At 68.5% G+C, this 1,548-nt stretch carries 1 protein-coding gene; it reads left to right on the forward strand.

Going from position 1 to position 1,548, the window contains the following annotated elements:
* Positions 1 to 37 precede the first annotated feature (37 nt).
* A partial coding sequence (locus AWB68_RS44740) for a winged helix-turn-helix domain-containing protein (RefSeq protein ID WP_160110200.1) occupies positions 38 to 1,548 on the forward strand: 1,511 nt, incomplete at its 3' end.

The following is a 1,548-nucleotide window of genomic DNA, read 5'->3' on the forward strand; positions in this document are numbered from 1 at the left end:
TTCCGGGTCGCTGGAGCATTCCGATCAACCTCTCCCAATGGCTTCCATATCTAGCGGCTCCGAACCCTCGACGACCGAACTCGTCCTGAAAACCATCGCGCCGCGCGCGCCGCTCAACCTTCTCGTGCGGCCCCGGCTCAGCGCGAATGCCGAGCCTTACCGCGACCGGCAGGTCACGCTTGTGCAAGCGCCGGCCGGCTATGGGAAAACGTCGCTGCTCGCGCAGTGGCGGCGCGAGTATCTGGCGCGCGGGATCGCGGTGGCATGGCTGCTGGCCGACGAGCGCGACGATGCCGAGCGGCTCCGGCGGGGGCTCGTGCAGGCGGTGAGGACAGGGTGCGCGCGGGCCGGATTCGGCGCTTTGCTGCTCGACAGCGCCATCGCGTCGGTGGGTGAACTGGACGGCGCGACGGGCTGGCTCGCCGAAATCGCGCTGCTTTCGCTGGATCTCGTGCTGATTGTCGACGAGGCGGAACGGCTTCCCGCCGCGGGCGCCAACATGCTCGCCTACGTGCTTCACAATGCCCCGCAGAACTTGCGCGTCGTGGTGGCGGGAAGACGCGGATTCGAAGCGCGGCTCACCGATCTGCTGGCGTATGGTCAAGGCACGCTTGTCGGACCGGGCGCATTGCGCTTTCGCTTCGATGAAACGATCGCGTTGATTGGCAACCGCTTCGGCGAACGCGTGGATGCCGACGCGTGCGCGCGGCTCTTCGATGTGACCGACGGCTGGCCACTCGGTCTGCAACTCGCACTTGCCGCGATGGCGCATGCCGCGGACCCGCGCAAGGCGATCGAAACGATCGCGTCGGGCCCCGGCGGCCTGCGCGAACATCTCGTCGGCACATTGATCGCCAATCTCTCGCCGGAGGATGACGCCTTTCTCACCGGCATCAGCGCAGTGGACATGCTGCATCCGGAACTGTGCGAGGCGCTGACAGGCGATGCGCAAACGCCGGAGCGACTCGCGCGCCTCGTGCGCGAAACGCCCGTGTTCATTACCGTGGAGGACAGCGCATGGTGCCGCCTGCACACCCTCGTGCGCGACGCGCTGCGCGTGCGCCTGGCGCGCTTGCCTGCCGCCGAGCGCGAGGAGTTGCATGCGCGCGCCATGAGGTGGTTCGTCGCGCGCGGAATGATCGAGGAAGCCGCGCGCCACGCGCATGCGGCCGGCCAGCACCGGACCGCCTACGAACTCGCCGAGCGCAGTCTGTACGATGCGGTGGGACAAGGTCACCTGAGCGTCGTACTCGACTGGTTCGATCTGCTGCCGGAGTGGGAACTGGAGCAGCGCCCCCGCTTGCGGCTCGCCGCGGCGTGGGCGCTTGCGCTCGGGCAACGCCACGAGGAAGCGCAGTGCCAGGTTGACCGCATTCTCGCCGGCCCGGCCGTGGACACGGAACTGCGCTACGAGTGCGCACTGATCCTGAGCGCGGCCGCATACTTCGCGGACGAACCTGACCGATTCGTCGCGCTCTTCGAGCCGTGGGCGGAGTCGCCGCCCGAGGGCGGAACGTGGCTCGCGCAGGTGCACGCGAACCGGCTCGC

The sequence above is a fragment of the Caballeronia choica genome, from assembly GCF_001544535.1.
In the GTDB taxonomy this organism is placed as follows: domain Bacteria; phylum Pseudomonadota; class Gammaproteobacteria; order Burkholderiales; family Burkholderiaceae; genus Caballeronia; species Caballeronia choica.